The sequence below is a fragment of the Sphingomicrobium sediminis genome (genome assembly GCF_023805295.1).
Classification (GTDB): domain Bacteria; phylum Pseudomonadota; class Alphaproteobacteria; order Sphingomonadales; family Sphingomonadaceae; genus Sphingomicrobium; species Sphingomicrobium sediminis.
Genome location: NZ_JAMSHT010000001.1, coordinates 1,028,543 through 1,048,188, shown reverse-complemented (window position 1 = coordinate 1,048,188; position 19,646 = coordinate 1,028,543). Strand labels below are relative to the sequence as shown.

The window sequence follows — 19,646 nt, the reverse complement described above, 5'->3', positions numbered from 1 at the left end:
GGCCCCGCTTTACGCTAGGGCGTCATTGGCGCTAGACCGCCGCGCATGACGACTGAAACAGGGGGCCTGTTCACCGGGCTCGAACCCATCCAGACCGACTCGCTCCTGCGGCTCATCCAATTGGCCGCGGAAGACGACCGTCCGGGCAAGATCGACGTTGGCGTCGGCGTGTATCGCACATCGAACGGCGCGACCCCGATCCTTTCGGCGATAAAGAAGGCCGAGAAGATCCTGTGGGAGACGCAGGAGACCAAGGCCTATCTCGGCATGTCGGGCGACAAGAAATATGCCGAGTTGTTGAAGCCGATCGTGTTCGGCGACGACCTCGCGCAGATGGACGGGCTGATCGGCCTGCAGACCCCGGGCGGCTGCGGTGCGCTGACCTTGGGCTTCATGCTCGCGAAAGCCGCCAACCCCGCGACCCGCGTGCTGGTGGGCACGCCGACCTGGGCCAATCACCCGCCGGTGATCCGCGGGGCCGGCCTCGAGATCGTCGAATATGATTATTATCTGAAGGGCGAGACCCGGATCGACTTCGACGCGATGATGGCGGCCTTCGATGCCGCGCGTCCGGGCGACGTCGCTTTGCTGCACGGCTGCTGCCACAACCCGACCGGCGCCGACCTCGATGCCGGCCAGTGGGCCAAGGTGCGCGCCAAATGCGCGGAAAAGGGCATCATCCCCTTCGTCGACATCGCCTATCAGGGGCTGGGCGACGGGATCGACGAGGATGCCGAGGGGCTTCGCGGCCTCGTCCATGCCTGCGACGAGGTGATCGTCGCGCAGAGCTGCGACAAGAATTTCGGCGTCTATCGCGACCGCGTCGGCTGCCTGTTCGTCAAGACGGGCAGCGAGGAACGCGCGAAAGTCGTCAATAGCCACATCATGCAGATCGCCCGCACCATGTGGTCGATGCCACCCGATCACAGCGCGGCTGCAGTGCGCATCATCCTCGAAAGCGATGAGCTGCGCGCCGAATGGCTCGACGAGCTGGACATGATGCGCGGGCGGATCGTCGACCTGCGCAAGCGTATCGCCAGCAGCGACCCGCGCCTTGCCTATATCGCCGATCAGAAGGGAATGTTCTCGATGATGCCGCTCTCGCCCGAACAGGTTGAGAAGCTGCGGATCGATCATGCCATCTACATGGCCGATAGCGGCCGCTTCAACGTGTGCGGGATGGCCGACGAGGATGTCGACCGCTTCTGCAACGCCGTCCTGGAGGCGATGGATGGCTGAGGATGTGAAGCAGCCGGCGCCCCAGCTCGAAAGCGAGGACCCCGCCTTTAGCTGGGAGGATGTCGCGCGCCTCGTCCTGACGAGCCGCGAGATGGATCGGCTGGAAGAGGAAGAGCTCGTTCCGGCCAAAAAGGTCCTCTACCAATTTTCCGCGCGCGGCCATGACATGGCGCAGGTCATTCTCGGCCTGCATCTTCGCGATGGCGATGCGGCGTGCGGCTATTATCGCTCGCGCCCGATGCTGCTGGCGCTGGGCGTGCCGCTTGCCGATGCTCTGGGCTCCAATATGGGGCGCGAAGGCGGCTATTCGGACGGCAAGGATATCGGCGTCGTCTTCAACTATCCTAATCCTGGCGGCTGCCACGCGCTGCCGATGTGCGGCGGGGTAGGGGCACAATATACGCCCGCAGCCGGCTGGGCGCAGGCGATCACCTACAAGGCCAGCGTGCTGGGCGAAGAGGATGACGGCGCCATCGCGGTCGTATTGGGCGGCGATGCGAGCTGTTCCACGGGCGGCTTCTGGTCGGCGCTGACCATTGCGACGACGCAGCAACTGCCGATGCTCTTCTTCATCGAGGATAATGGCTACGGCATTTCCGTGCCGTCGACCTACCAGACGCCGGGGCAGAATATCGCCGCGAATCTCGCGAGCTTCAAAGGCCTGACCATTTTCGACGGCGACGGGACCGATCCCGAAGCAGCCGCCAAGCAGATCGCCCAATCGATCGCCCATGTCCGTGCGCGCAAGGGACCGGTGCTGTGTCGCCTGACTGTGCCGCGGCTCGAAGGGCATTCGGCGCAGGACACGCAGACCTACAAGTCCGAAGAAGAGATTGCCGCCGAATGGGCCCGCGATCCGCTGCCCAAGCTGAAGGCGCTCAACAACAATCTCGACTGGGACATGATCGAGGCTTCGGTCGCGCAGGAAGTCGACAAGGCGCGCGAGGAAGCCGAGGCGCGTGACGTGTCCGACCCGGCCAAGGTAGCCGATGGTGTCTTCTACGAAGGCGAGCATGCCATTGTCGGCGGGCAGGCAGGGCTGAGCCTCGAGGGCACGCACGAGGATCCGCGTCCCGAGGGGCAGCGCATCAACATGGTCACCGCGATCCGCCGCGTGCTCGACCAGGAACTCGATGCCAATCCCAGGATGAGTGTCTTCGGCGAAGATGTCGGCCCCAAGGGCGGCGTCCATGCCGTGACCCTGGGCCTGCAGGAAAAATTCGGCCACGACCGCGTGTTCGACACCAGCCTCAACGAAGAGGGCATCGTCGGCCGCGCCGTGGGCATGGCGATGGCAGGGTTGCTGCCCGTGCCGGAAATCCAGTTCCGCAAATATGCCGAGCCGGCGACCGAGCAGATCAACGATTGCGGCACTATCCGCTGGCGCACCGACAATCGCTTCGCCGCGCCGATGGTGCTGCGCATTCCGGGCGGCTTCTTCAAATGCGGCGATCCCTGGCACAGCCAGACCAACGAAGTGCAGTTCGTCCATAATCCCGGCTGGAAGGTCGCGGTGCCCTCCAATGCCGAGGATGCGGTGGGCCTGTTGCGCATGGCGCTGCGCGGCAACGATCCGACTATCTTCTTCGAGCATCGCGCGATGCTGGATGAAAGCTGGGCGCGTCGGCCGTGGCCGGGCGAGGGTTATGTCCTGCCGTTCGGCAAGGCCAAGAAAACCCGCGAAGGCGACAAGATCACGATCGTCACCTGGGGCGCGATGGTGCCGCGATGCGAAGAGGCGGCCAAGGATGGCGAGGCCGATGTCATCGACCTGCGCACGCTGATGCCGTGGGACAAGGAAGCGGTGCTGGAAAGCGTCGCCAAGACGCATCGCTGCCTTATCGTACATGAGGATTTGCGTACTGGCGGCTTCGGCGCGGAAATCGCGGCAGTAGTTGCGGACGAGGCATTCCTCGATCTGGATGCGCCGGTCGAGCGGGTGACCATGCCCGACATTCCGAGCCCGCATCATCCCAAATTGCTCGAGGCCGCGGTGCCGAGCGTTGCCGATATCCGCGCCAAGATCGACGAGATGCTGGAGTTCTGATGAGCCTGATCGACGTCCTCGTTCCCGAAGAGCAGGAAGGCACCAAGGCTGTCGTGCGCGGCTGGCTGGCGAAGCTTGGCCAGCGCGTCGAGGAAAATGATCCGCTGGTCGAACTGGAGACCGACAAGGTCACGCAGGAAGTGCCGGCCCCGGCAGCGGGTGTGCTCACTGAAATCCTGCTCGATAGCGATGCCGAGGCCGAGCCGGGTGCTTTGCTGGCGCGGATCGATCCGGCTGGCGAGGCTGCCGCACCGCAAGAGGCAGCGCCCGAACCGAAGAGCGAGCCCAAGGCCGACGCGCCTGCACCCGCGGCGACGTCGAAGGCGGAAATCTGCAAGGAAACGCGCCTGTCGCCGGCGGTGAAGCGGGCGCTGATCCAGCATGATCTCGATCCTTCGCATATCGAAGGCACCGGGCGCGACGGGCGCGTCACGCTGGAAGATGTCGACAAGGCAGTAGCAGGTGCCACGGTCAGCCATGTCGGCAAACCCGCCACCGCGCAGCCGCGCGTGGTCGAGCCGTTCGACAGCGCAGACATTCCGCATGATCGTATGCGCAAGACGATTGCCGGCAATATGGTCAAGGCAGTCACCGACGCGCCGCATGTCACGGCCCTGTTCGAAGCGGACTTCTCCGCGGTCGCTGCGCACAAGGCGGCGATGAAGGCCAAGGGCGTCAAGCTCAGCTACACCGCCTATATCGTGAAGGCCGCTGCCGACGCGATGGGTGCCGCACCCGCGATCAACGGTCGCTGGGAAGATGATCGCATCGCCATTTCCGACACGATCGATATCGGGGTCGGCACGGCTCTAGGTGACAAGGGGCTTGTCGTGCCCGTCGTGCGCGACTGCGGCGCGAAGAGCCTCGAGGAGATTGGCGCAGCGCTCGACGACCTCACTGCGCGGGCCCGCGAGGGCAAGCTCGAACGCAAGGAAGTCACAGGCGGCAGCTTCACCATTTCCAACCATGGCGTCTCCGGCAGCCTGCTCGCCGCGCCGATCATCCTGCATGGCGGGCAGGCGGCGATCCTCGGGATCGGCAAGCTGGAAAAGCGCGTCGTGGTACGCGAACTGGATGGCCAGGACGTGATGGTCATCCGCCCGATGGCCTACGTGACCCTGACGATCGACCATCGCGTGGTGGACGGGCACCAGACAAATGGCTGGCTGAGCGACTTCGTGGCGCGAATCGAAGGGTGGCCGAGCCTTTCGTGAAATTGTAACAAAAGTGGCTCCCTTTTGTTCTTTCTGTCGAAAAACTGCCAAAAAAATGCGACGTAAATGGCGCAATTCCAAAAAAGATTGACCCAATGGGTTGATCGCAATCGGATTGTCACATTTGGTCCCTAGCGCGCGCATCAAGCGACGTCGCGAAAGGGCTTCCGATGCGCTTCAATCGAATCTCAATGCGGGGACTCAACAATATGAAAAAGCTTTCCGTCCTGCTGGCGGCCAGCGCGCTTACGACCACGGGTATGATGGTCGCAACGCCTGCCGCAGCGCAGCAGACCACTTCGGGCATCCAGGGTGTTGTCCAATCCGACGAAGGCGCGGCGCTTAACGACGCCGTCGTCACGATCACCGATACGCGTACCGGCGCGGTCTACACCCAGACCACCGGCGCTGACGGCCGCTTCGTCACGCAGGCGCTGCCCACCGGCGGCCCTTACACTGTCGAAGTCTACGCCCAGGGTTACCAGGGCCAGACCGTCAACAATGTGAACATCAACCTGTCGGGTAACACCAGCTTCACCTTCTCGCTTGCCGCGGGTGCCGAAGAAGCGATCGTCATCACCGGTTCGCAGGCTGGCCAGACCCAGCTCGCCATCGGCCCGGGCCAGTCGATCAGCGCGGAAGTGCTGACCTCGCTCCCGACCATCAGCCGCGATGTTCGCGACTTCATCCGTATCGACCCGCGCGTCAACATCGAGCGCTCGGGCGACGAAGTCGACCGCATCAGCTGCCTTGGCGGTAACGACCGTACCAACGTCTTCACCGTCGACGGTATCGCCCAGGCCGACCTTTTCGGCCTCAATGGCACGCCGTTCGCGTCGCGTAACTCGCTGCCGCTTCCCTTCGACGCCGTCGAAGAAACGGCCATCGAATTCGCACCGTTCGACGTCGAATATGGTGCCTTTACGGGCTGCGCCATCAACGTCGTGACCAAGTCGGGTACCAACCGTTTCCACGGTTCGGCCTTCTTCGAATATCGCGACCAGAACATGCGCGGTGACACTGCCGGCGGCGAAACCTTCGAGCCGGCCGAATTCGACGAGAAGCGCTTTGGCGCCACCCTCGGCGGTCCGATCATCCCCGATCGCCTCTTTTTCTTCGCCGGTTACGAAGAGCTCGACAGCTCGAGCGTCATCGAAGACGGTCCCGCCGGCATGGGCTTCCCGAACGAGGAAGACTTCGTCAACGAAGCGCAGTTCAACGAGTTCGCCTCGATCCTGAGCTCGGTCTACGGCTACGACATCGGCCCGATCCCGCGTTCGGCGCCCGAAGCCAACCAGCGCTATTTCGGTCGTCTCGACGCCTACATCACCGACAATCATCGTCTCGAAGCGACCTACCAGCGCCTCGAAGAAGAAAATGTCGAACCCGACTTCGGTGGTAGCAGCTACGGCGGCCTCAACAGCTTCGAACTCGAAGGCACTGTCTCGGATTACTATTCGGGCCGTCTCTTCTCGCAGTGGACCGATCGTCTCTCGACCGAAATCCGTTACAGCCGCGCTGAAGTCAGCGACGTGCAGGGTCCGGTCGGCGGCGGTGAAGCCCAGGGCGACAACCCGCTGACCCGTCTCGTCGTCGGTGTCCTCGAAGACGGTTGTACCGTCCCGATGGGCCAGGATCTCGAAGACGTCATCGGTGAACCGGGCTGCGAAGCCGGTACGCTCGTCTCGGGCCCGGGCATTTTCCGCTCGGCCAACCAGCTCGACACGACGGTCGACCAGATCAAGGCGATCGCCAACTATGAAGCTGGCGACCACTACATCACGGTCGGCGGCGAGTATAACTATCTCGACGTCTTCAACCTGTTCATCATCAACGCCACCGGCACGCTGTATTTCGAAAACTTCGACGACCTGCGTGAAGGCAAGCTCGCTACGGGCCGCGGCTTCTTCCCCGATGGTGAAGATCTCGTTCTCGGCGATGGCTGGGCTGCGGACATCAACCGCACCCCGTCGGGCGATCCGAATGACGCAGCGGCGGCCTGGAACCGCACGATCTGGTCGGCCTACATTCAGGACGATTGGGCCGTGAATGACCAGCTCAACGTGCTGCTCGGTGTTCGTGCCGAATTCTACGAAGGCAGCGCCCCGCCGCTGAACTCGAACTTCGTCGAGCGTTATGGCTTCGCGAACAATCCGTCCTTCGACAATCTCGATCCGGTGATCCTGCCCCGCGCAGCCTTCACCTACGAGCTTCAGAATGACGGCTTCTTCTACAACAGCCAGCTTACCGGCGGCGTCGGCGTCTTCTCGGGCGGCGATCCGGCAGTGTGGCTGTCGAACGCCTTCTCGAACAACGGCTTCCTCGCCGGCGGCAACTCGCGTTTCGCGGATTGCTCGGGCGAAGCGATGCAGGACGGTCAGATTGACGTCGTCGTGGACGGTCAGTTCACGGGCTTCATCGACTGCGTTGCCGACGATGCTTCGGAATCGGCTGCTCGTGGCCTGGGTGACACCCAGTCGATCGACCAGGATCTCAAGATCCCGACGGTCGTTCGTGCCAACCTCGGCTTCGGTACGCGCTTCGGTGACGGTAATGGCGGTCTGTTTGACGACTGGCAGCTCAACGTCGACTACATCCTGTCGCGTTACGAGAACCCGTACAACTTCGTCGACCTGATCATGGCGCCTGACCTCGATCGTCTGGCCTCGACCGGTGGTTTCGCCGTCGACGGTCGCCCGATCTACACGCCGATCGATCCGACGCGTGACGGCTGTGATGCCACGATCGCCAAGGACAGCGACGGTCAGTATCAGTGGAGCAATCTCTCGCCGGTCTGCTTCGGCACCGGTCGTGACGATGAAATCCAGCTGACCAACTCGGATGGCTACACCAGCCACGCGCTGAGCTTCATCCTGCGCAAGGGCTGGCAGGGTGGTCTCCTCACCAACGGTGGTGGCGGCTACTTCAACTTCGGTTACGCCTACACGGATGCAAACGAGCGTCGTACCAACGACAACTCGACCGCAACCTCGGGCTACGACCGTACGGCCGCGTTCGACCGTCGCTATCCGGAAACGCGTACTTCGACCTACGTGTCGGAGCACAACTTCTCGGTCAGCCTCGGCCTTCGTGAAGAGTTCATCGACGATTTCGATACGTCGCTGGGCATCTTCTTCCGTGCCACCTCGGGCCGTCCGTACAGCCTCGTCTATGGTGAAGGCGCCGACCGCGACTTCGGTTTCCAGGACAGCTCGTCGGGCGACTTCAACGCACTGGCGTACATCCCGACGGGGATCGACGACCCGAACCTGTCGCCCTTCTCGGACGACGACGCGGTCAGCGACTTCCTGAACTTCCTGGACGACACCAACTGCGAGTACACGCCGGGCACCTCGATTGCGGCCAACACCTGCCGCAACCCGTGGTTCTTCGACATGGACCTGCGTCTGGCCCAGGAAGTCCCGGGTCCGGGTCGCCTGTTCGGTGTCGACGACCGTATTGAGCTCTATGTCACGATGGATAACTTCCTGAACTTCATCGACGGCAACTGGAACGAGCTTCGTACCTACGGCACCGGCCGCGGCATGATCGAAGGTGGTGTCGACGACGACGGCCTCTATGTCATCGAACGCTTCAACAGCTTCCGTGACGAAGAGCCGGATGTGCGCGTCACCTCGTCGACCTGGCGTCTGAAGATCGGTGCCCGTTACGAGTTCTAGGCTCTGACGGCTCCGGCCAAGAAAAAGGCCCCCGTCCGGTTCGTCCGGGCGGGGGCTTTTTCTTTGGTGCGATAGCTGGCAGCGTCGCCGCAACTAGTCATCGGGAGAGAAAAGCATGGGCCAGCTGTTCGAAGTGAACCGGAAGGACCTGTCACAAGGCAGACTGGTCGAGCGCGACGCTGCTGCCCTCGAAGACGGGCAGGTGCGTGCCCGGATCGAGCGTTTCTCCTTCACCGCCAACAACATGACCTATGGCGCGGTCGGCGATCTCATCGGCTATTGGCATTTCTTCCCGGCGAGCGAGGAAGGATGGGGCGTCATCCCCGTCTGGTCGGTCGCCGAAATCGTCGAGAGCCGTCACTCCGACTTCCCCACCGGCGAACGGGTCTATGGCTATTTCCCGCCCGCTGACGAGCTGGTGATGCAGCCGGGCGAGGTGCGGGCGACCGGCTTTGTCGACATGATGCCGCACCGGCAGGTGCTGCCGCCGCTCTACAATCGCTACCAGCGCATCGGTCCGTCGGACCCGACGGCGGAAAATGTCCGCGTCCTGCTGGCGCCGCTACACATGACGAGCTTCTGCCTGCACGACGCGCTGCACCGCGAGAATTTTCACGATGCCACGCAAGTGCTGATCGCCAGCGCCTCATCCAAGACCAGCCTCGGGCTCGCCTTCGGCCTTCATCGCGACGACGGCGGGCCGGCTGTCGTCGGACTGACGTCGGCGGGTAATGTCGGCTTTGTCGAGGCCACCGGGCTCTATGACCAGGTTGTCACTTATGACGATCTGGATGCGTTGGCGGACAAGCCGTCCGTGCTCGTCGACATGGCAGGCAACCGCTCCTTGGTGTCGTCACTCAATGCGCGACTTGGCGACCAGCTCGTCCACCGCATCAATGTCGGCATGACGCATTGGGCCGAAGGGACGGGCTCGGACGAGGGCGGTGACAAGTCATCGGGCGAGGAGAACTTCTTCTTCGCGCCGAGCTATATCCTCGAACGCATCAAGGAATGGGGCCCCGCCGAATTCGACCGCCGAGCGCAGGACTATGTCGCTGCCGCTGCAAACGCGACCTTCGGCTGGATGGAGATTGATGAGCGAAAAGGCCTCGGTGCGCTGGCCGAGGCCTATCCGGCGTTCGTCGAGGGATCCTGGCCGCCCGACAAGGGGCTGGTGATCACGCTTTAGGAGCGATGAAAGGCGGGATCGCGCTTACGGATTGAAGGAGGTACAGAATTGGTCCTGCGCTCCCTGGCACATCTCCGTCCAAAGCTGTCGCGACATCGACTTGCTGCCACACTGGCTGATGTAGCGATTGCGGAAGCTGGTATATGCGTTGGCCGACCCGTTATATGCGTCGCGCAAGCGAATGAAGTCTGCCACGCCTTGATCCGATTGGGCCGGACGGCTTTGCATTGACGTGACTTCATTCTTCCAGTGTGAAAGCACGAGTTCACGGCCCGCCAGCTCCCGACAATCCGCCACTTCGCGGGCCGACAAATTGGTGCTTTGCTGCGAGGCGCCGACGGTCCCAATCATTGAAGTAACCGGTAGCGCCGCAAGAATTGCGGTCGTGACTACGTGAATACGGTTCATTTTGCCCCCTAAATACTCAAACTTACGACGCGAAATCGGCGTCAGAGACAATTTGGCCTAGTTTCCAAACAAGTCAAAGGCCTGCCCGTAGAAGATGCCGATCTTGAAGTCGCTTTCATCGTCTTCATCCTCCCAGCCGAGCCGAATGCCAGCAACAAGACCGTCTTTCTTGCTACGCACCAGGTATACCGGCACGTCGATCGACAAGTCATCATTGAGAACATCGAACTGAAGGGTCGGGGCGATGGCGAGATCCTTGATAATGGTACCGCCAGCAATCTCGATTTGTTGTCGATAGGCGGCCGACATAATGAATTTGTCAGTGCGCGTCGGCGCGGCTAGCGGCCCTTCGATACAGGTGAAAAAGTCGGCATCGTCCTCGATGTCAGTGGGACAAGTGATCTGACTTTTGGCTTCTTTGAAGCCATATTGATACTCGCCTTCAAGCAGCAGCGAACTGCCGCGCCTCGGGAAGAGAAGCAGTCCCGCAGACACACCAAAGCCTACCTCACGATCCTTATCCTTCATCAGCGTCGGTGTGTCGAAATAGCTATATTCGTTATAGCCGAGGGATGCGCCCACGGAGATGCCGCGGGCGCCAGCCAGCGTTTCCTCGAAGATATAATCGTTCCAGGCATCCCGAGTGGCCGGCGCGAGCGTCGCCAGAAATGCATCGTCAATTTTATAGCAATCGACGCCGGCGATCGCCTTGGCCAGACATTCCGCTACGGCAAGGCGATAAATGGTCGATGCGCGAATCTCGCTGGCCGACGGGGTTTCGCCATCGAAACTCGCAAAATTGAGCTCAGCCTTCACCCCGCTGGCCAAACTGTCGAGCGTGGCAAAGCTTGTGTCGCCCGACTTGTTGGCCGGTGCCGAAACGATGAGCTTCGTGGTGCGAATGGTGTAGGGCGTGCCCCGTCCCTTGCATGGATTGTCGGAGCCGATCCTAAGGCCTTCATCGGAAGCGATGCATGGGAGCCCGTCCGACGAGCGTGCGTCCAATTCGTTGTTGGATAACGCCAGCGACACGCGACCGCCGCTCGAACTGCCCTGAAAGGCGATATCTATGTCCTTGGTCGGTAATTGTTCGGACAAGCCGCCGGTACCGGTCACTAAGCCACTCACGCCATTTTCGACTATGGCCTCGGCCCGATCTTTCGCTGCCGCGGCAAACTCAGTCGCTTCGGGATCGGATTGATCCGGGAGGTTCCGCTCGACATTGTGCGCCAATTGTGCCGGTTCTGTCGTTGCCAAACCGCCTTCAAGCGCATCCAAGCGTGCCTGCAGCCGTTCAAGGTCGCGCTGCGCTGCGTCGACATCCGCGCGAAGTTTGGCGATCTCGTCAGGATCCGCAGCTTGCTGGGCCGCCGCGGGAAGGGCGAGTGTCAGGGAGGCGAGCGCGATCGATGAAAGGGTCAGGCTGCGCATCATCATGCCACCTTGATCGCCACCAGCCCGTAGGCGACGCTTTCATTGTTCTTGACGGAAACGGAGAGGCTGCTGTCAGCCTTGCCTGTCGAACAGCTCTTGGTTTTGAGCTTGGTCTTGAGCGCCTTGTATTTCAATGTTGCCTTGGCCCCTGCGTTACCCAGACAGACCAGTTCCAAGTCGAAGCAATAGCCTTCTTCGACGTCGAATTGATACGTGTCGCCGTTCGCCATCACACGCATCCAGCCGTCGATTTTCACGACGGCTTGATTGGCACCGCTCGCAGACATTTTGAGTTCGACCTTGCGCAAGGTCGCATCGCTACCAGGCATCGAAAACCCCCATAAATTTCGATTCGGCAATTATTATTATAACATAAGTTAATAGCAACGGGTATAGGAAGGCTGTTTTTGGACAGCGAAGACTGCCAAAGAGAAGAGATTGCGCGGCTGTATTTTAGCTGGCGCACCCGAGAGGATTCGAACCTCTGGCCTCTGCCTTCGGAGGGCGGGGAAGTCAGACATTCCGGAACGCGTTGGTACAACTTATCCCCAGAAAACCGACCTTCTAATGTCGTACTTTGTCGGATAGCGTCCGCCATCATATTACGTACATTCTCCGTACGGAAGAAAGGGCGGAATTGGATTCAAGCGAGATTGGGAGGCAAAAGGTGCTTCAGCTTCTAACGGAGCCGTATTGGCAACGGCTCCGGGTTGAGTGCTTCGTCGGATACCGGCCGTCCAAGCGTGGGGGAGCGGGATCACCGCTCGCAGGCCTGCATCGCTGATGTCGCAAAGGCGACCTTCGGCTGGTTTGAAAGTGGATGAACGTCGCGACCTCAGCGCGCTGGCGGAGGCCTATCCCGTCTTCGTCGAGGATGCCTTGCTGCCGGACATGGGACTGGTGATTGAATGGGGCGCCTAGAAGTCAAAGCCTGCGCAGAATTTGTCCTGCGCATTGCCGCATACGGCGTTGAACGTGCTGCGGGTGATCCGCACGCCGAGGCATTGACGTTCGTAGCCACCGTTCGTGTTGTTGATAGCATCGATCGCTCGATTGGCCGAGGCCTGCATGTTGTTGAAGTTGCGTAGACCGCGATCGGTTTCATGCCCGCTTTCGGCCATGTTGCGCACCGCAACACGCCAACGCTCCATGATGATGACCTGGCCATCTATCATGTTCGCGAGGGCGCGGCAGTCGGCGGCCTCTATGCTTGAAAGTGTTGGTGTGGATTGTGCCGCAGCCGTCGTGCCGTGCGCCAGCATGGCCGCGACAGGCATGCTGGCAAGCAGTGCTGCAATCCAGAGTTTCAAATTGTTCATGTGTGCCCCCATTTGTTGCGTTGGGGGCATCGTGTTGAGGAGGCTTTGCTAAGTCAATGCTGGCGCACCCGAGAGGATTCGAACCTCTGGCCTCTGCCTTCGGAGGGCAGCGCTCTATCCAGCTGAGCTACGGGTGCCTTTGAGCCAGTTCTTCGCGCCTAGCGGAGGGGCGGGGCGCGTTCAAGTCAGTTCTGGGGTGGCCGCGGCAGGGCCATGCCGTCGCGGTGGCCGCCCATGTAGAGCCATTGGCCCTCGTGAAGCACGAAGATATCGGAAAAGCGCAGGTTGCCGCGCTTGGTCTTGCCATCCTCGAGCCAGGTCTCGTCGATCGTATAATGCGCCACCGCGGCTTGGCCCGGCACGAGCCATTGCAGGCGCTCGGGCAGCACCTCCAGCGTCAGCGCTTCCTCGTCGGCCTTGATGGCGTCCCATAGGCCGGCGAAGGTCTCGCGGTCGAGGATGCGCGGCGAGTTGAGGGCCCAGCGCTGGAAATCGGGATGGTAGACCGACATGTGCTCCTCGAAATCCATGCTGACCCATGTCGCATTGCGCTTTTCGACCTGCGCCCAGATTTCGGGCTCCAACGCTGCTGCCTCGACCTTGTCATCGAGTGCATCGAGCACGGCCAGGCCGACAAGCTGTCCGGTGGCCTGGGTGAAATTGTTGTAGCGGCCGGCCATGATCGTGATGACCATGTCGAGCGCCGGAAAGACCATTAATCGCTGATCGCCATTGCCGACCCCGAAGGCGACATCCTGTCCGCGCAGGCGCCCGCGATACCATTGGAAACCGTAGCCCGAGGTCATCTCGCCGAAATTGAACCAGGGGATGGAAGGGGCTTGCGCGGCGATCATCTCGTCGATCCATTCCGGGTCGACCAATTGCTCGCCCTCCCACGTGCCGCGTTGGAGGATGAGTTTGCCGAACTTGGCGAGATCGTCGGGTGTCAGCCGCAGCCCCGATGCGATTGCGGGAGGTGACCCGTCGGCCCAATCCTCGTCCGTGCGCCAGTCATAGCCCTCGATGCCCATGGGATCGAAGAGGCGCTCCTCGACGAGAGAGAGAAAGGATTGTCCCGATTGCACCTCGACCAGATAGCCGATCGCCTGGGTGAGGCCGCCATTATAGTACCATTGTCCACCCGGCGGGCTGACGACCGGGCGGGCCAGGACGAGGCCGAGCGGATCGCCCGTGCCGTAAAGGCGGATCTCGTCATTATTCTCGTTGAGCGTGCCGTCGGGAAAGCGATAGGGCTCGGTCATCTCGTTCCATTGCAGTCCCGCGCGCATGGTCAGCGCATCGGCCAGCGTGACGGCCTCGATGCCGTCACCGGCTCGGTCGGCATGGTCGGGGAAGAAGGAAATCAACGGCCGTTCGAGATCGGTTCGCCAATCATCGCCGAGCGCGATGCCGAGCGCGATGGCGGCGACGCTTTTCGATACCGAACGCAGGTCGTGGCGGCGATCCGGCGTCTGCATGACCGTACCGAGCGAGGTGCCCCAGTCGGCATCGGGCGCCTCGTAATATTCCTCGAAAACGCGCTCGCCCTTATAGTCGACCAGCACGGCGTGGACGTCCTGAATGCCGTCTCGCTCCAGCTGCGTGCGCAGCCAGTCGAACTCACCCTCGTCGAAATCGGGATGCGCCGCGTGCAGCGTGGACGGCGCCAGCATCGCCAACGCCATGATGCCGATCCGAAATGTGCGTGTAAGTTCCATGTCCGCCCCCCTTAAGAGGTGGAAAACTAACATGCATCAAACGCGAATGTCGATGGCCGCGCCTACCAGCGCAGCAGGTGCGCCAGGCCGAAGCGCCCGACCAGGGCCCAAAAGGCGACGATGCCGACATGCCAGAAGGCAAGGTGCGCAAAGCTAGAGCCGCCGCATTCCAGCGTGATCGCAAAGGCGCCCACGGAGCCCGCGGCAAGGCCGACCATGAAGCCTGCCTTTTCGGGCAGGACGGGTGCGCCCTTGCGCAGGAAGGCGGTCAGCGCGACTGCAGTGATCAGGCTCGCCGCAGCGCCATAGCCAAGGCACAGCATGCCGAGTTCTGGCAGCGAGCTGTCGGGCGAACCGATGCCATGTTCGATTACCGAGATTGCGGGGAAGAGCAGCATGGCAGCGAAGACCCATGCCGCGCCGCCCTGCGCACCGCCGACCTGCGGCTGGGCGAGGCGGACGGCGCTGAGACCGGCGGCGACCGAGAGCAGCCCGAACAACGCAGTGACGACAAGGCTGATCGCATCGGCGGTGCCGTTGGTGAGCTGCGGCCGCAGCCCGGCAATGCCGATCACGATGGTGAGTGTCAGCGCAGCCGCGCCGGCGAGCAGCAATTGCCCCTCGCGCGGAGTGAGGGCGCGGACGGGCCCGGCATCGTCGGCAAGCTGGTCGATGAGGTTGTCGGTATTCATGGTATTCAATCGCTTTCAACTAGGGTCGCGAGCTTTTTCAAGCCGCGGTGAACATTCACTTTGACCGAACTCTCGCTCTGGCCGGTGATCGCCGCGGTTTCGGCGATCGAGCGTCCCTCGACCTTGGTGAGGGTGATGGCATGGGCCTGCGCCTCCGGGATATGGGCCATCAGCTGGTCGATGCTGAGCCTGGCCAGGACCGGATTTTCCATGCTGGGCACGGGCGGTTCGATTTCCAGCTCCACCTCGTCTCGGCGCGACAGTTTGCGCAGCATGTCGATCCAGCGATAGCGGGCGATGGCGGCGAGCCAAGGGTAAATGGGCCGCGCCGCATCGTAGCTGGCGCGCTTGGCGTGGATCGCCATCAACGTGTCCTGGACGAGATCGTCGACCAAGGCCGGGGCGATGCGCTTGGCGAAATAGCGCCCCAGCCAATCCGACATGGCGGCAAGCGCGATCCGATAGGACCGTTTGTCGCCCTGCTGGCCGGCACCCATGAGGGTGCGAAGATCATCGTCCGATAGGATCACGCCTTCTTGCCTAGCAGATAATCGAGGCTGAAGCGCCCGGGGCCCTGCGTCATCACCACCAGTGCCAAGGCAAACCAGCCGAGATGCGGGCTGAGGAAGGCGCCGGGGAAGACGAAAAGCTGGATGACCAAGGTCATGACGAACAGGCCCGCTGCGGCGAAGCGTGAGAGGAGACCCACGGCGAGGAGCAGCGGCAACGCATGTTCGGCATAGGTGGCGAGCACTGCCGACACGTCCGAGGGCAGGAGCGGGACGCCGCCATAAAGATTTTCGAACAGGCCGTAGGTGGTCGGCTTGATGTCGAGCAGGCTGCCTTCCTCGACCTTGGTGCGGCCCGACACCCAGAAGATACCGCCAAGGCCGAGCCTGGTGAGGAGCAGGACGATGTCCTGGACGAGGGGTCGTTTGGCGACCTTTTTGAGGTCGTTGAAAATCTTCATGTCGTGGGGCTTTCCTTGGATCGTGTGAGGGCGCCGGCCTGGATCAACGTGGTGACGCTGTCCGCATCGATTTCGAGCAGGGAGCCGAGCATGGTCGGGCTGCGTAGCTGGACGAAGAGGCCTGCCGCAGATGTCGGGAGCCGGTGGAGCAGCACATCGACATCGGGCCGCGTCAGCAGCAGGATCGGGTCGTCGCTCTTTGGCATCCCATCCCAAGCTAAATCCTCTGGCGCCTCCAACATCACGGTGCGCGTGGCGGGGTGAAGCGACACTTCGGTCGCCACCAACACTTCGGGCGAAAGCTCCTTGATCGAGTGCAGCGTCAGCGCTTCGGCCTCGGCGGCACCGTGAGCGGCCAGCCAGTGCCATTCGGCAGCAGCCAAGTCGCGCGCCGCTGCATCGGGGACGAGCGCGGGGAAGCCCGATCCGATGAGACGGATCGGGCCACGGAGATTGCTGTCCGCGCTCAAAAAGGCCTCGGCAAGCTGGTGGAAGGCGTCATGCCCCATCATCTCGCGGGTGCGCGGGAAGGTCTCCTCCAGCGCCACGAAGCGCGCATGGCTGATCGTGTTGGCGTAGGCCTTCAGCCCGCGCAGCTGTGCGGCGCGCGAGCCGGAAAATAGTCCGTCGCGAACGAATGCGGGGCCGCGCTCTAGCGCCGTGCGCATGGCGATCTGGGCGTCAGGCCGCATGGGTCAGCTCGCGCATCAGGATAGCATCGGCCCGCGCCGCTTCGGCTGCAAGCTCGTCATATTCGGGGACGTCATTGTCGCGCTCGACCAGCACCGGGCGGGGGCCGATCCGGTCGATCAACGTTTCGAGCAGGGTCCAGCATTCCTCGCCGACGGGCGAGCCGTGATCGTCGATGGCGAGCAAGGCGCCGCCCTCATGCTCCTCGACCGTATGGCCGGCGACATGCACTTCGCCGATCGCGTCGGCGGGCAGGGCGGCGACATAGGCCTCGGGATCGAGCCCGACATTGGTGCGGCCGACGAGGATGTTGTTGACGTCGATGAGGAGGCCGCAGCCCGAACGCTTGGACAGCGCCTTGAGGAAGTCGACTTCCTCATAGCTATCCTCGGCGAAGGCAATCATGCGGCTGGGATTCTCGATGAGGATGGGGCGTTTGAGGCGCTCCTGGATGATGTCCACTTCGCGCACGAAATGATCGAGGCTTTCCTCGGTCATCGGCAGCGGCAGGAGATCGGGGATCGCTTCGCCGGCAAGGCTCGACCAGCTGAGATGGTCCGAGACCATGGCGGGCTCGTAGCGGTCGACGAGAAGGGCGAGGCGCTCTAACTCGGCCGCATCATGGCCGTCGGGATCGCCGATGGAGAGTCCGACGCTGTGCATGCTGACGGGCATATCGGCGCGGATCGCGGTCAGCCAGCGATGCATCGGGCCGCCGTCCATCATGTAATTTTGCGGGTGGACCTCCACCCAGTGGGGGCCGGCACCCGTCTCGCCGCCCAGCGCCCGGCGCTCGAGGAGCGGCCGAAAATGAGCGGGCTTCAAGCCGATCCCGGCGCGGGGCGCCAGCGGGGGCTGAGAAGCGGTGAAACGAGTGCCGACCATCTGGAAAACCTCTGGCTTTCTTTTGGTCCCGGGGTGGCTGCCCGCCCCGCTCGCCACGCGTCGCGATGCCGAGAGAGGGGAGGGCGGACAGCCGTCCGGGGGAACGGGTTAGGCCGGGAGGCCGGGTTCGTTATTGTCCTGCTCGGTCAGCGTGCCGCCGAGCTCGTTGCAGGCTTCCTCGCCGCCATCGACATACTTCCAGGCATTGCCCTGGTAATCGACGGTCGAGGTGCCGGCGCAGCTGGTGCCGGGGCCCGCAGCGCAGTCATTCTTGCCAGCGAGCGCGACGCCGTAGCACTGGACCTGCTCGGCCGAGGCTTCCTGGACGTCGGCTTCCATGGCAGCGCCGGCTTCGGCGACATCGGCGCCGTCATTGGCGGCCGGGGCCTCTTCGGCATTGTTGCAGGCGGCGAGTGCGAGCAGCGCCGTGGCGGCTGCGGTGGCAGTGGTCATCTTCATAATTTGGTGCTCCCTTTGAGACTGAAGCAGGTAGCGAAAGCGTCCCCGCTGCCCTCTTGTTCGGGAGGTCCGCGCAGATGGTTACGCAAGATGCGCAAAAAAATTTGCTGCAGCGCTTTGTTGCAGTGCGGTAACGCGCGGTGCTATGTGCTGCTGCAGCAATTTTCGAAAGGCGCCACATGGCCAAAGTCATCGTCAAAAAATATGCCAACCGGCGTCTCTACGACACCGAACGGTCGAGCTACATCACGCTCGACGATCTGTCGGAGATGATCCGCGAAGGGCGCGACGTCGAAGTCGTTGATGCCAAGTCGGGCGAGGACATCACTCATCAGGTGCTGACCCAGATCATCGTCGAGGAAGAGGCCGATGGCGGCGGAATGCTGCCCGTCTCGTTCCTGCGTGAGCTGATCAGTATGTATGGCGGCGCGATGCAGGGCGCGGTGCCCAACTATCTCGAAGCCGCGATGGACGCCTTCAAGAAGCAGCAGGCGGCGATGGGCGGTGCCTTCGATCCGACCGTGCTGACCGACATGGCCAAGCGCAACATGGAAATGTTCCAGTCGGCAGCGACCGCCTTTACCGGCGGCAGCGGTGCAGCAAAGAGCGCCAGCGCCAAGGACAATGACCATAAGGAAGTCGACGAGCTGCGCGCCGAACTTGCTGCGCTGAAGGCCAAGGTCGACAAGCTGTGAGCCTTGCCATTGCGCTGCTCATCGCAGCGCAGCAGCCCACCAATCTCTACGACATGACCCGCGCGCAGCCAGTGGTCGCCGCGCGCTGGGACTATGAGCGGATCGACGCGGTCGAGAGCCGGGCCACATTGGGGTCGCTCGCCGTGCTGCACTGCAATCGCACGACGCGCATGATGACGCTGGAGCTGACCGGATTGCTGGCAGACGAGGGCATGAGCATTGTCGGCACATCCGAAGGCATGGTGACGCTCGAAGACGGCAACCGTTTCTCGGCATGGAGCCCGGTGGCGGACCTGATCGCTTTTTCGCGGGGGCGCTTCGTAGTGACGCAGGGCGCGCGGGCGCCGATCGTCATGCCCAGCCGGCCCGAAGTCGCGCGGGTGATCGAGGATTGCAGGGTCTGACGGCCAAGGAACGTTTCGCGCCCCGGACCGTCTGATTCCTTGAAGGTTTTTCAATGGAGGAGGGAAAAATGGCCGGGAAGAAACCAGATAAAGACAAGATCAAGAATATCGCGCTCAGCCCCGAAGTGATTGCTGCAGGGCTGGCAGCAGCAGCAGCGGCGCTCGCGGCAAGCCCCAAGGCGCGCAAGAAGATCCAGGAAGCGAGCCTCGATGCGGCATCGAAGGCCAACAAGGCCGCTGCCGATGTCATGACCACCACTACCAAGATCGGCGCGATGATTGCCGAAGGCATCGCCGATGCTGCGCAGCGTATGCTGTCGGGTGATTGGGAAGACGAGGTCGCGCCGGCCAAGAAGGCAGCGCCCAAGAAGAAGGCCGCAACGAAGAAAACGGCTGCCAAGAAGAAGCCCGCCGCCAAGAAGAAGGCAGCGACCAAGAAGCCCGCGGCGAAGAAAGCGGCGCCCAAGCCGGCTGCGAAGAAGGCCCCTGCCAAGAAGGCGCCGGCGAAAAAGGCAGCCCCCAAAAAGGCGGCAGCCAAGAAGAAACCGGCGCCCAAGAAAGCGCCGGCGAAGAAGCCTGCAGCGAAAAAGTCTTGAGCCCACT

General features: G+C 62.4%; 19 protein-coding genes and 1 tRNA gene. 8 read left to right on the top strand and 12 right to left on the bottom strand.

Features of this window, described 5'->3' with window-relative positions; all coding sequences use genetic code 11:
• Positions 1 to 45: 45 nt before the first annotated feature.
• The 5 genes from NDO55_RS05310 (at position 46) to NDO55_RS05290 (ending at position 9,369) form a co-directional block, all read left to right on the top strand.
• Complete coding sequence (locus tag NDO55_RS05310) at positions 46 to 1,239, top strand: amino acid aminotransferase (RefSeq protein WP_252113136.1); 1,194 nt, start codon at positions 46 to 48, stop codon at positions 1,237 to 1,239.
• On the top strand, positions 1,232 to 3,286 hold the full coding sequence (locus NDO55_RS05305; protein WP_252113134.1) for an alpha-ketoacid dehydrogenase subunit alpha/beta: 2,055 nt from the start codon (positions 1,232 to 1,234) through the stop codon (positions 3,284 to 3,286). The genes NDO55_RS05310 and NDO55_RS05305 overlap by 8 nt, the downstream gene beginning before the upstream one ends.
• Positions 3,286 to 4,500, top strand: coding sequence for a dihydrolipoamide acetyltransferase family protein (locus NDO55_RS05300; protein ID WP_252113132.1), 1,215 nt, complete (start codon positions 3,286 to 3,288; stop codon positions 4,498 to 4,500). The genes NDO55_RS05305 and NDO55_RS05300 overlap by 1 nt, the downstream gene beginning before the upstream one ends.
• 209 nt (positions 4,501 to 4,709) lie before the next feature.
• The gene (locus NDO55_RS05295) at positions 4,710 to 8,180 is read left to right on the top strand and encodes a TonB-dependent receptor (RefSeq protein WP_252113130.1); all 3,471 of its coding nucleotides are present in this window, start codon (positions 4,710 to 4,712) and stop codon (positions 8,178 to 8,180) included.
• A 115-nt stretch (positions 8,181 to 8,295) separates the two neighbouring features.
• The gene (locus NDO55_RS05290) at positions 8,296 to 9,369 is read left to right on the top strand and encodes a DUF2855 family protein (protein WP_252113128.1); all 1,074 of its coding nucleotides are present in this window, start codon (positions 8,296 to 8,298) and stop codon (positions 9,367 to 9,369) included.
• A gap of 24 nt (positions 9,370 to 9,393) precedes the next feature.
• Here NDO55_RS05290 and NDO55_RS05285 read toward each other — a convergent pair whose 3' ends face one another.
• From NDO55_RS05285 to NDO55_RS05230, 12 genes are all read right to left on the bottom strand, one after another.
• Complete coding sequence (locus NDO55_RS05285; RefSeq protein ID WP_252113126.1) at positions 9,394 to 9,777, bottom strand: hypothetical protein; 384 nt, start codon at positions 9,775 to 9,777, stop codon at positions 9,394 to 9,396.
• A 57-nt stretch (positions 9,778 to 9,834) separates the two neighbouring features.
• The gene (locus NDO55_RS05280) at positions 9,835 to 11,214 is read right to left on the bottom strand and encodes a hypothetical protein (protein ID WP_252113124.1); all 1,380 of its coding nucleotides are present in this window, start codon (positions 11,212 to 11,214) and stop codon (positions 9,835 to 9,837) included.
• Entirely contained in the window at positions 11,211 to 11,540 is a 330-nt protein-coding gene (locus tag NDO55_RS05275) for a hypothetical protein (protein WP_252113122.1), read from the bottom strand. Before NDO55_RS05275 ends, NDO55_RS05280 begins: the two co-directional genes overlap by 4 nt.
• A 588-nt stretch (positions 11,541 to 12,128) precedes the next feature.
• The gene (locus tag NDO55_RS05270; RefSeq protein ID WP_252113120.1) at positions 12,129 to 12,530 is read right to left on the bottom strand and encodes a hypothetical protein; all 402 of its coding nucleotides are present in this window, start codon (positions 12,528 to 12,530) and stop codon (positions 12,129 to 12,131) included.
• A 60-nt stretch (positions 12,531 to 12,590) separates the two neighbouring features.
• Positions 12,591 to 12,667: transfer RNA gene (locus NDO55_RS05265), tRNA-Arg, on the bottom strand.
• Positions 12,668 to 12,715: 48 nt separating this feature from the next.
• Positions 12,716 to 14,248, bottom strand: a complete 1,533-nt coding sequence (locus NDO55_RS05260) for a serine hydrolase (RefSeq protein ID WP_252113118.1) — start codon at positions 14,246 to 14,248, stop codon at positions 12,716 to 12,718.
• 62 nt (positions 14,249 to 14,310) lie between these two features.
• Complete coding sequence (locus tag NDO55_RS05255) at positions 14,311 to 14,940, bottom strand: NrsF family protein (protein ID WP_252113115.1); 630 nt, start codon at positions 14,938 to 14,940, stop codon at positions 14,311 to 14,313.
• Between the two features lie 5 nt (positions 14,941 to 14,945).
• A complete protein-coding gene (locus NDO55_RS05250; RefSeq protein ID WP_252113113.1) occupies positions 14,946 to 15,470 on the bottom strand; it encodes a sigma-70 family RNA polymerase sigma factor in 525 nt (174 codons plus the stop codon).
• Complete coding sequence (locus tag NDO55_RS05245; protein WP_252113111.1) at positions 15,467 to 15,910, bottom strand: DoxX family protein; 444 nt, start codon at positions 15,908 to 15,910, stop codon at positions 15,467 to 15,469. Before NDO55_RS05245 ends, NDO55_RS05250 begins: the two co-directional genes overlap by 4 nt.
• The gene (locus tag NDO55_RS05240; RefSeq protein WP_252113109.1) at positions 15,907 to 16,602 is read right to left on the bottom strand and encodes an HvfC/BufC family peptide modification chaperone; all 696 of its coding nucleotides are present in this window, start codon (positions 16,600 to 16,602) and stop codon (positions 15,907 to 15,909) included. The genes NDO55_RS05245 and NDO55_RS05240 overlap by 4 nt, the downstream gene beginning before the upstream one ends.
• A complete protein-coding gene (bufB, locus tag NDO55_RS05235) occupies positions 16,592 to 17,485 on the bottom strand; it encodes an MNIO family bufferin maturase (RefSeq protein WP_252113107.1) in 894 nt (297 codons plus the stop codon). Before bufB ends, NDO55_RS05240 begins: the two co-directional genes overlap by 11 nt.
• 108 nt (positions 17,486 to 17,593) lie before the next feature.
• On the bottom strand, positions 17,594 to 17,944 hold the full coding sequence (locus tag NDO55_RS05230; protein WP_425276880.1) for a BufA1 family periplasmic bufferin-type metallophore: 351 nt from the start codon (positions 17,942 to 17,944) through the stop codon (positions 17,594 to 17,596).
• Positions 17,945 to 18,123: 179 nt separating this feature from the next.
• Here NDO55_RS05230 and phaR point away from each other — a divergent pair, with 179 nt between their 5' ends.
• The 3 genes from phaR to NDO55_RS05215 all read left to right on the top strand — a co-directional run bounded on the left by phaR (position 18,124) and on the right by NDO55_RS05215 (position 19,639).
• A complete protein-coding gene (phaR, locus tag NDO55_RS05225; RefSeq protein ID WP_252113105.1) occupies positions 18,124 to 18,639 on the top strand; it encodes a polyhydroxyalkanoate synthesis repressor PhaR in 516 nt (171 codons plus the stop codon).
• The gene (locus NDO55_RS05220) at positions 18,636 to 19,043 is read left to right on the top strand and encodes a hypothetical protein (protein WP_252113102.1); all 408 of its coding nucleotides are present in this window, start codon (positions 18,636 to 18,638) and stop codon (positions 19,041 to 19,043) included. The genes phaR and NDO55_RS05220 overlap by 4 nt, the downstream gene beginning before the upstream one ends.
• Positions 19,044 to 19,111: 68 nt before the next feature.
• Positions 19,112 to 19,639, top strand: coding sequence for a hypothetical protein (locus NDO55_RS05215; RefSeq protein WP_252113100.1), 528 nt, complete (start codon positions 19,112 to 19,114; stop codon positions 19,637 to 19,639).
• Positions 19,640 to 19,646 lie beyond the last annotated feature (7 nt).

Bases quoted from the DNA above. Each gene is read 5' to 3' on its own strand.
- NDO55_RS05310 (WP_252113136.1), top strand. From the start codon at position 46: ATGACGACTGAAACAGGGGGCCTGTTCACCGGGCTCGAACCCATCCAG.
- NDO55_RS05305 (WP_252113134.1), top strand. From the start codon at position 1,232: ATGGCTGAGGATGTGAAGCAGCCGGCGCCCCAGCTCGAAAGCGAGGAC.
- NDO55_RS05300 (WP_252113132.1), top strand. From the start codon at position 3,286: ATGAGCCTGATCGACGTCCTCGTTCCCGAAGAGCAGGAAGGCACCAAG.
- NDO55_RS05295 (WP_252113130.1), top strand. From the start codon at position 4,710: ATGAAAAAGCTTTCCGTCCTGCTGGCGGCCAGCGCGCTTACGACCACG.
- NDO55_RS05290 (WP_252113128.1), top strand. From the start codon at position 8,296: ATGGGCCAGCTGTTCGAAGTGAACCGGAAGGACCTGTCACAAGGCAGA.
- NDO55_RS05285 (WP_252113126.1), bottom strand. From the start codon at position 9,777: ATGAACCGTATTCACGTAGTCACGACCGCAATTCTTGCGGCGCTACCG.
- NDO55_RS05280 (WP_252113124.1), bottom strand. From the start codon at position 11,214: ATGATGATGCGCAGCCTGACCCTTTCATCGATCGCGCTCGCCTCCCTG.
- NDO55_RS05275 (WP_252113122.1), bottom strand. From the start codon at position 11,540: ATGCCTGGTAGCGATGCGACCTTGCGCAAGGTCGAACTCAAAATGTCT.
- NDO55_RS05270 (WP_252113120.1), bottom strand. From the start codon at position 12,530: ATGAACAATTTGAAACTCTGGATTGCAGCACTGCTTGCCAGCATGCCT.
- NDO55_RS05260 (WP_252113118.1), bottom strand. From the start codon at position 14,248: ATGGAACTTACACGCACATTTCGGATCGGCATCATGGCGTTGGCGATG.
- NDO55_RS05255 (WP_252113115.1), bottom strand. From the start codon at position 14,940: ATGAATACCGACAACCTCATCGACCAGCTTGCCGACGATGCCGGGCCC.
- NDO55_RS05245 (WP_252113111.1), bottom strand. From the start codon at position 15,910: ATGAAGATTTTCAACGACCTCAAAAAGGTCGCCAAACGACCCCTCGTC.
- NDO55_RS05240 (WP_252113109.1), bottom strand. From the start codon at position 16,602: ATGCGGCCTGACGCCCAGATCGCCATGCGCACGGCGCTAGAGCGCGGC.
- bufB (WP_252113107.1), bottom strand. From the start codon at position 17,485: ATGGTCGGCACTCGTTTCACCGCTTCTCAGCCCCCGCTGGCGCCCCGC.
- NDO55_RS05230 (WP_425276880.1), bottom strand. From the start codon at position 17,944: ATGAAGATGACCACTGCCACCGCAGCCGCCACGGCGCTGCTCGCACTC.
- phaR (WP_252113105.1), top strand. From the start codon at position 18,124: ATGGCCAAAGTCATCGTCAAAAAATATGCCAACCGGCGTCTCTACGAC.
- NDO55_RS05215 (WP_252113100.1), top strand. From the start codon at position 19,112: ATGGCCGGGAAGAAACCAGATAAAGACAAGATCAAGAATATCGCGCTC.